Origin of the sequence: Vibrio sp. 1-1(7) (assembly GCF_013048485.1) — a bacterium.
GTDB classification, from domain to species: domain Bacteria; phylum Pseudomonadota; class Gammaproteobacteria; order Enterobacterales; family Vibrionaceae; genus Vibrio; species Vibrio fujianensis.
In genome coordinates this window covers 213,177-221,058 of the sequence record NZ_VHSP01000005.1, presented here as the reverse complement: position 1 = coordinate 221,058, position 7,882 = coordinate 213,177, and the positions used below count along the sequence as shown (strand labels likewise).

Below are 7,882 nucleotides of genomic sequence, written 5' to 3'. Positions count from 1 at the left end.
GTTCCTAGAAAACTTGAATTGACTGTGCTCGATACCGTTCTCTAAAAGAGATAAGTATCAAATTGGTCACTCAGTTCATTGATAAATCTTTTTGATTATCATCAACGAGTGCCCACACAGATTGATTAGTTTAAATTGTTAAAGAGCGTTGCTTGGAAGGCTCATTGAGCTTCAAATCGGAGGTGAATTCTAACGAGTTAATTTGAAGAGTCAAACACTTTTTCAAATTTTCTTTTTTAGAAGCTTTCCCTCAACTAACACTGCCTGAAGCCTTGCGGCGTCTGCCGTGTCAGTGAGGCGGCATTATAGGGAGTTTGGTTAGCTTGGCAAGTGCTAAAACGACAATTCTTATAAATTTAAGCTTAAACGCTCAAAAAAACAGCTAACCTGCCAAATTCCATAACAAAGATGATAAAAACCGGAGATAAAAAGAGACTTAATTAGCTCCAACTAAGCCTCTTTTTTAACCGAATTACTGATGAGCGGTAATGTGTCCCTCTTTGACTTCTAAATAAATTGGCGTTCCCGGTACAAACTGCCCCGCTAAGATTGACTTCGCTAGCGGGTTTTCAACCGTTTGTTGAATTGCCCGTTTAAGTGGCCTTGCACCATAAACCGGATCAAACCCAACCTGAGCAATTAAATTTAACGCCTCATCATTAACGTTCAACTCATAATCTTTATCTGCTAAACGTTGACGTAAACGCTCAAGCTGAATAAGGGCTATCGATTTAATATGTTCTTTACCTAACGGATGGAACACAACACTTTCATCGATACGGTTTAAAAATTCAGGCCTGAAGTGTTTACTCACCACATCCATGACTTGCTCTTTCATCGCTTGATAATCCAAAGAAGCAAAATGCTCTTGAATTCTTGATGAACCAAGGTTAGAAGTCATAATCACCACAGTATTACGAAAATCGACCGTTCTTCCCTGTCCATCGGTTAAACGTCCATCGTCTAATACTTGTAATAAGATATTGAAAACATCAGGATGTGCCTTCTCAACCTCATCAAGTAAAAGAACAGAATAAGGTTTACGTCGTACAGCTTCAGTTAAATAGCCACCTTCTTCATAGCCAACATAACCTGGAGGTGCGCCAACTAACCGAGCTACCGAGTGTTTCTCCATAAACTCAGACATATCAATTCGCACCATGGCGTCTTCACTATCAAATAAAAAATTAGCTAGCGTTTTACACAGCTCGGTTTTCCCAACCCCGGTTGGGCCTAGGAATAAAAACGAGCCTATTGGGCGGTTAGGATCAGAAAGCCCAGCGCGACTTCGACGAATAGCATTTGCGACCACTTCCACCGCTTCGGCTTGCCCAATCACTCTTTGGTGGAGAACCTCCTCCATACGCAGTAATTTTTCTTTTTCTGCTTCAAGCATTTTAGAAACTGGAATTCCCGTTTGCTTAGACAGAACTTCGGCTATTTCTTCATCAGTTACCTTGTTACGCAATAAGGTCATCTCTTGCATTTCTGCTTGAGTAGCCAAGTCAAGCTGCTTCTCTAATTCAGGAATTCGGCCATACTGCAGCTCTGACATACGACTTAAATCTCCCGCACGTCTGGCAACTTCTAAATCTAAGCGAGCTTGCTCAAGTTCTGATTTGATATGTTGTGTACCAGAAAGCGCCGCTTTTTCAGTATTCCAAATCTCTTCTAATTCCGCATATTCACGCTCTTTTTCCTTAAGTTCATCATTAAGGATACTTAGCCGTTTTTCACTCGCATCATCATGCTCATTAATTAATGCTTGTTGCTCGATCTTAAGTTGGATGATTTTACGTTCCAACTTATCCAATGCTTCTGGCTTGGAGTCCATTTGCATACGGATACTTGATGCCGCCTCATCAATCAGATCGATGGCTTTATCTGGCAGTTGACGATCAGAGACATAGCGGTGTGATAAGGTTGCCGCAGCCACGATCGCCGGATCGGTAATTTCAACGTGATGGTGCAATTCATAGCGTTCTTTTAGGCCACGTAAAATAGCAACGGTATCTTCCACTGTTGGCTCATCGACCAAAACCTTTTGAAAGCGGCGCTCTAGTGCTGGATCTTTCTCAATATATTGACGATATTCATCCAGCGTCGTTGCGCCAACACAGTGCAATTCACCACGAGCTAATGCGGGTTTCAGCATATTGCCCGCATCCATTGAACCTTCACCTTTACCGGCACCAACCATGGTATGTAATTCATCAATAAAGAGGATGACATTACCTTCTTCTTTGGCAAGTTCATTTAACACCGACTTTAGCCGCTCTTCAAACTCACCACGATATTTGGCTCCCGCAACCAATGCGCCCATATCCAAAGACAATACGCGACGCCCGCGAAGCCCTTCTGGCACTTCATTATTAATGATGCGTTGAGCAAGCCCTTCCACGATCGCGGTTTTACCCACACCAGGCTCCCCAATGATAACTGGGTTATTTTTAGTACGGCGCTGTAACACTTGAATCGTACGACGAATTTCATCGTCCCGACCAATGACAGGGTCTAATTTACCTTGCTCTGCTCGCTCAGTAAGATCAATGGTAAATTTCTCCAACGCTTGTCGTAGCTCTTCCGCATTTGGATCATTCACTTTCTGTCCGCCACGAATCGTTTCAATTGCCTCAGAAACTTTTTTTTCCGTTAAACCGATCTCTTTTAATAACTGACCAAGAGGGCCACGATCTTCTAAAGCGGCCAGTAAGAATATTTCCGAGGAGATATAAGCATCTTGACGTTTTTGCGCCACTTTATCACAGAGGTTAAATAACGAACCTAGCGAATTAGAAAGCTGAACATCACCGCCGATGCCACTCACCTTAGGTAGGCGGTCGAGAAGTTCACCCAATTTAGAACGTAATTGAGCAACATCGACACTAAGCATGGTAAGTAAAGGACGGATCGGACTACCATTTTGATCAAGTAATGCCACCATCAAATGTACAGGTTCGATATACTGATGATCTCGCCCTAGTGCAAGCGACTGAGCATCAGAAATCGCTATTTGGAATTTGCTGGTAAATCTATCGAGACGCATAACCACCTTCTTAATCTCATCGGAGATAAACTAATCACGTATAGAAAGATGGTTACGCAGAGGTGAAATTTCAAGCCAATACCATTAACTTTATAAGGCTACTCCATCCAAATAAAGCTAGCTTGACGACCGGTCATTCCATCACGGCGATAAGAATAAAATTGCTGGGGATTTTGATAGGTGCACAGGTTGCAAGCATAAATTTGCTCAATGCCTAATTTTGCTAGTCGTAAACGTACTAACTGAACCATATCCGCCAACCATTTCCCTTGTTGTGACGTCGGTAAAAACGCTTGCTCTGCATCGGCGTCTCTTTCGCAAAACGCCACTCTGACATCATTACCGACTTCAAAAGCTTGAGCACCGATGGCCGGACCTAGCCAAACCAGAGGGTTGCCTGAAATAGTGTGCAAAGCGTTTTCAACAATACCTCCCGCCAGCCCACGCCAACCAGCATGAACCGCAGCAACTTGCGTTCCTTGACTATTGGTGATCAGCACAGGTAAACAATCCGCTGTGATTACCGAACAGACAACACGCCGAGAAGTCGTAACAAGCCCGTCAGCATCGAGTATGACTTTCGTTGGTCGCTCAACCTGCACAATTTTAGTTGAGTGAGTTTGATTTAACCATATAGGTGCTGAAGGCATTTGGCTTATCGTCTGCAACCATTCACGGTTACGTAAAACTAAAGCAGGATCGTCCCCAACGTGCATACCAAGATTTAACCCCTGATACGGTGACGGTGAAAATCCACCGATTCGTGTAGAAGCAAAGGCTTTAATATTGCTTGGTGCTGGCCAGTTAGGAATGATCTTATCCATGATTAATACTCTTGCGAATAATTCAGTTTTGCATCTTCACGCAAAGCATCAGCCATCCTAACCATATCATCAGGAACAGGTGCATGAAATTCCAACGCTTCTTCAGTAATGGGATGAGCAAACTTCAGCATCACCGCATGCAACGCTTGTCGATCAAAATCGCGGATCATCTCGGTTAACTCTTCAGACGCTCCTTTAGGGATCCGTGCACGTCCACCATAAGCGGTATCACCTAATAAAGGATGCTGGAGATAGGCCATATGAACACGAATTTGGTGCGTGCGCCCTGTTTCTAAACGAAGCCGGATTCGCGTGTGTTCACGAAAATGCTCAGCAACACGATAATGCGTAACGGCTGGCTTACCCATTGGCGTAACCGCCATTAACGTTCGTTTCGTGGCGTGGCGACCAATCGGTTTGTCAATCATTCCACCAGCGGTCATGGTACCGATCGCTATTGCTTCATATTCACGAGTAATATTGCGTTTTTGTAGTTCACGAACCAATCGAGTTTGTGCTGGAACAGTTTTCGCCACCACCATTAATCCGGTCGTATCTTTATCTAAACGATGCACAATTCCGGCACGAGGTACTTCTGCAATGGGTGGATAATGAAAAAGTAAAGCATTTAATACGGTTCCATCTGGCGTTCCAGCCCCAGGATGTACAACGAAATTTCTAGGCTTATTGATGACAATAATATCATCATCTTCATAAACGATATTGAGTGGAATATTTTGCGCTTCCCAACGCTGTTCATCTTCTAGTTCGGCCAAAACCGTGATAATTTCTCCCCCCATCATTTTCGTTCGGGGTTTAGTGACAACAAGACCATCGACGGTAATTTTCCCGTCCAATAGCCATTCTTTCAGCCGTGAGCGAGAATAATCGCTAAATAATTCCGCGACTGCTTGATCTAAGCGCTGACCAAGCTGGCTTTCTTTTACTGTTTGAGTTAATTCAATCTGCTGAGCCATATCGAACTTTTTTAAAAACCGTGAGACTAATAGCCACGAGTGTGGAAAAATAGGTACTTATTGTATCTGTTACTGAAAAGAAAGTAACGAAACGATTTATGGAGCACGCTGCTCCAAGTTTAGAAGCTTTATTGCAAGGAATCGAATCCAGAGATGAAATACCAAACTTTATCGGGTTTACTCGCGTTATCTTTACTCATAACTGGCTGTGCAAGTAAAGAAGAAGTTGTCCCAGATGTTCCCCCAGCAGAGCTGTATAGTGAGGCTCAGCTGTCACTGCAAAGTGGAAACTGGTTAACAGCGATAGATAAGCTCGAAGCACTGGATTCTCGCTATCCTTTTGGTGCTTATTCAGAACAAGTACAGCTAGATTTAATCTATGCCTATTATAAAAACGATGATCTTGCCCTTGGGCTAGCAACGATTGAGCGCTTCACTCGCCTCAATCCCACCCATGAAAAAATGGATTGGGTACTTTATATACGAGGGCTGACTCACATGGCCCAAGATCGTAATTTCATGCATGAATTATTTAATATTGATCGAAGCGATCGCGATCCTGAGCCGGCTAAAGCTGCCTTTGCTGATTTTAAACGTTTATTAGAACGTTACCCTAACAGCCCATATGCTAAGGATGCTCAGCAACGGATGTATGCATTAAAAAATCGGTTAGCGGATTACGACTTAGCCACTGCAGACTTTTACTTACGCCGTGAAGCTTGGATCGCAGCGATAAACCGAGCTCAAGAGTTACAAAAAACTTATCCAGGCACACAAGCCGCTCGAAAATCGCTGACCATTCAATTAAAAGCTTACCAACAATTAGGATTAGATGAGGCGGTTGCACGAACCGAACAACTCATCCAGCTTAATCCTAATGAGCCAATGCCATTGCTCAGAAATTAGTTACCCAAAAAGCCAGCCGCAAAAAGTGGCTGGCTTTTTTTGCAACAAGAAGAGCGATTGACGAAAAGACGACACATACTAACGTGATAAAGTTCACCATTATAAGATGAACAAAAGCAGAGCAATAACTTTTTTAGGCTGACGCAATACCCTAAAAAATAGAAAGTTTTTAGTAAGACTTAATAACCAATTTAATCGTTTCCATCGAAACCTCAAGCTTTTTCTCGACCTCACACACCAACTCCTTGCTAAAGATCACGTTTATTTTCAAAGCATTTTACACCCAATAAAAAAGAGAGATTCATCACATTATTTTGTTATTGAAACGCTAATCTGTAGGTAACCCATAAGGGATGTAACAGAGGAAAAATCACTATGCAAATGAATATTACAGGTAAAAACATTGAAATCACCTCTGCAATCCGTAATCACATTGAGAGTAAATTCAAAAAGTTAGAGAAATGGCAAGTAGAAATTACTGGGTGCCAAGCAAGCTTTAGCGAACGACCAAACAAACAGAAAAAATTTGAGGCCACGGTAACGATTCCTAAAGGCCAGCTGGTTGCTTCGGCTATTCACGATGATCTTTATGCTGCGATTAACGAAGTCGAGCAAAAACTTGAACGCCAATTGAATAAGCTGCGTCATAAACCTGAAGCACGACGAGCAGATAAGCCCGAAATGGAAGAGGAAACCGAATAATTTGCACGGTTATTGAGATAGCGCCTTTGGGCGCTATTTTTTTGCTTGACGCTCCTACCTAGCTTGCTTATTGTGTGGCTTGAATCCATCAGCAATAACGATCAAAATGACACATAACCCACTGTTCCTTTTTGACTTCTTTTTTCTCCAATAACGTTTGGAGGCACGCTCGTTTACGGAAATAAGTCAAAAACGAACAGAAAGCCTCCCCATGGAGGCTTTTTTTATAAGGATTTTATGATGACAGACAACGCCCTTTCACTCGAAGAGATTCGGTTACGTTTAAATACCATTGATGAGCAACTGCTACAACTACTCTCTGAACGCCGCCAACTCAGTATTGACGTCGCCAAAAGTAAAATAAAAACCTCGAAACCCGTGCGAGATACCCAAAGAGAGCAACAACTGCTGGTCAAACTTATCCAATCAGGAAAAGAAAATTACCAATTAGATGCACAATACATCACAAAATTATTCCACACTATTATCGAAGACTCCGTTTTACTGCAACAAGCTTACTTGCAAAACTTAGCGAATCCTGAAAATCGCAAACCACTCGCTCGAGTCGCTTTTTTAGGCTCTAAAGGCTCTTATTCGCATTTAGCGACTCGTGAATACTTCAGCCGTAAAAATACCGAATTAATTGAACTCAACTGCGAACAATTTAGAGAGGTGACTAAAACGGTTGAATCGGGCCACGCTGACTATGGCGTACTGCCGATTGAAAATACCAGCTCTGGTTCTATCAATGAAGTCTACGACCTATTACAACACACTACATTGTATATTGTAGGAGAAATCACCCAGCCGATAGAGCATTGCTTAGTCGCAACGCATGACATCCAATTAGAAGCCATCAAAGTGCTCTACTCCCATCCCCAGCCACATCAACAATGCAGTGAATTTTTAAGTCGCTTAGAGGGTGTGAAATTAGAAAGCTGTATCAGTACTGCTGATGCCATGAAAAAGGTACAAAACTTACAACGTCAAGATGTTGCGGCTATTGGCAATGCCGCTAGCGGTAAGCTCTACGGGTTACACCCCATCCAAGGTAACATTGCCAATCAAACGGAAAATTACACCCGTTTTATTATTGTTGCGCGAAAACCGATTGAGGTTTCAACTCAGATCCCTGCTAAAACGACCTTAATTATGTCAACCTCACAAGAAGCTGGAGCTTTAGTTTCTACCCTGTTGGTTTTACAACGTTATGGTATCAATATGACCAAGTTAGAATCACGTCCGATTATGGGTAACCCTTGGGAAGAGATGTTTTATGTTGACTTACAAGCACATCTTGACTCACAAGAGATGCAACAAGCCCTTAGTGAGTTAATCAAATTAACAAAACATTTAAAAGTGTTAGGTTGTTACCCGAGTGAGAATATCAAACCGACCCAAATAAAATTAGCCAATCAATAAACACA

At 42.5% G+C, this 7,882-nt stretch carries 6 protein-coding genes and 1 other annotated feature; of the genes, 3 read left to right on the top strand and 3 right to left on the bottom strand.

The window, feature by feature from the left end:
• Nucleotides 1–472: 472 nt before the first annotated feature.
• From clpB to rluD, 3 genes are all read right to left on the bottom strand, one after another.
• Nucleotides 473–3,046, bottom strand: a complete 2,574-nt coding sequence (clpB, locus tag FKN05_RS14920) for an ATP-dependent chaperone ClpB (RefSeq protein WP_161427443.1) — start codon at nucleotides 3,044–3,046, stop codon at nucleotides 473–475.
• Between the two features lie 98 nt (nucleotides 3,047–3,144).
• A complete protein-coding gene (pgeF, locus tag FKN05_RS14915) occupies nucleotides 3,145–3,870 on the bottom strand; it encodes a peptidoglycan editing factor PgeF (RefSeq protein ID WP_099610680.1) in 726 nt (241 codons plus the stop codon).
• Nucleotides 3,871–3,872: 2 nt separating this feature from the next.
• Nucleotides 3,873–4,847, bottom strand: a complete 975-nt coding sequence (gene rluD / locus FKN05_RS14910) for a 23S rRNA pseudouridine(1911/1915/1917) synthase RluD (protein ID WP_099610679.1) — start codon at nucleotides 4,845–4,847, stop codon at nucleotides 3,873–3,875.
• A 153-nt stretch (nucleotides 4,848–5,000) separates the two neighbouring features.
• Between rluD and bamD the strand changes: the two genes are divergently transcribed.
• The 3 genes from bamD (at nucleotide 5,001) to pheA (ending at nucleotide 7,877) form a co-directional block, all read left to right on the top strand.
• Nucleotides 5,001–5,753, top strand: coding sequence for an outer membrane protein assembly factor BamD (bamD, locus tag FKN05_RS14905; protein WP_099610678.1), 753 nt, complete (start codon nucleotides 5,001–5,003; stop codon nucleotides 5,751–5,753).
• A 375-nt stretch (nucleotides 5,754–6,128) separates the two neighbouring features.
• Nucleotides 6,129–6,455, top strand: a complete 327-nt coding sequence (hpf, locus tag FKN05_RS14900; protein WP_099610677.1) for a ribosome hibernation-promoting factor, HPF/YfiA family — start codon at nucleotides 6,129–6,131, stop codon at nucleotides 6,453–6,455.
• 108 nt (nucleotides 6,456–6,563) lie between these two features.
• Nucleotides 6,564–6,683 (top strand) — a sequence feature (Phe leader region).
• 12 nt (nucleotides 6,684–6,695) lie between these two features.
• Complete coding sequence (pheA, locus tag FKN05_RS14895; RefSeq protein WP_099610676.1) at nucleotides 6,696–7,877, top strand: prephenate dehydratase; 1,182 nt, start codon at nucleotides 6,696–6,698, stop codon at nucleotides 7,875–7,877.
• Nucleotides 7,878–7,882: the final 5 nt, after the last annotated feature.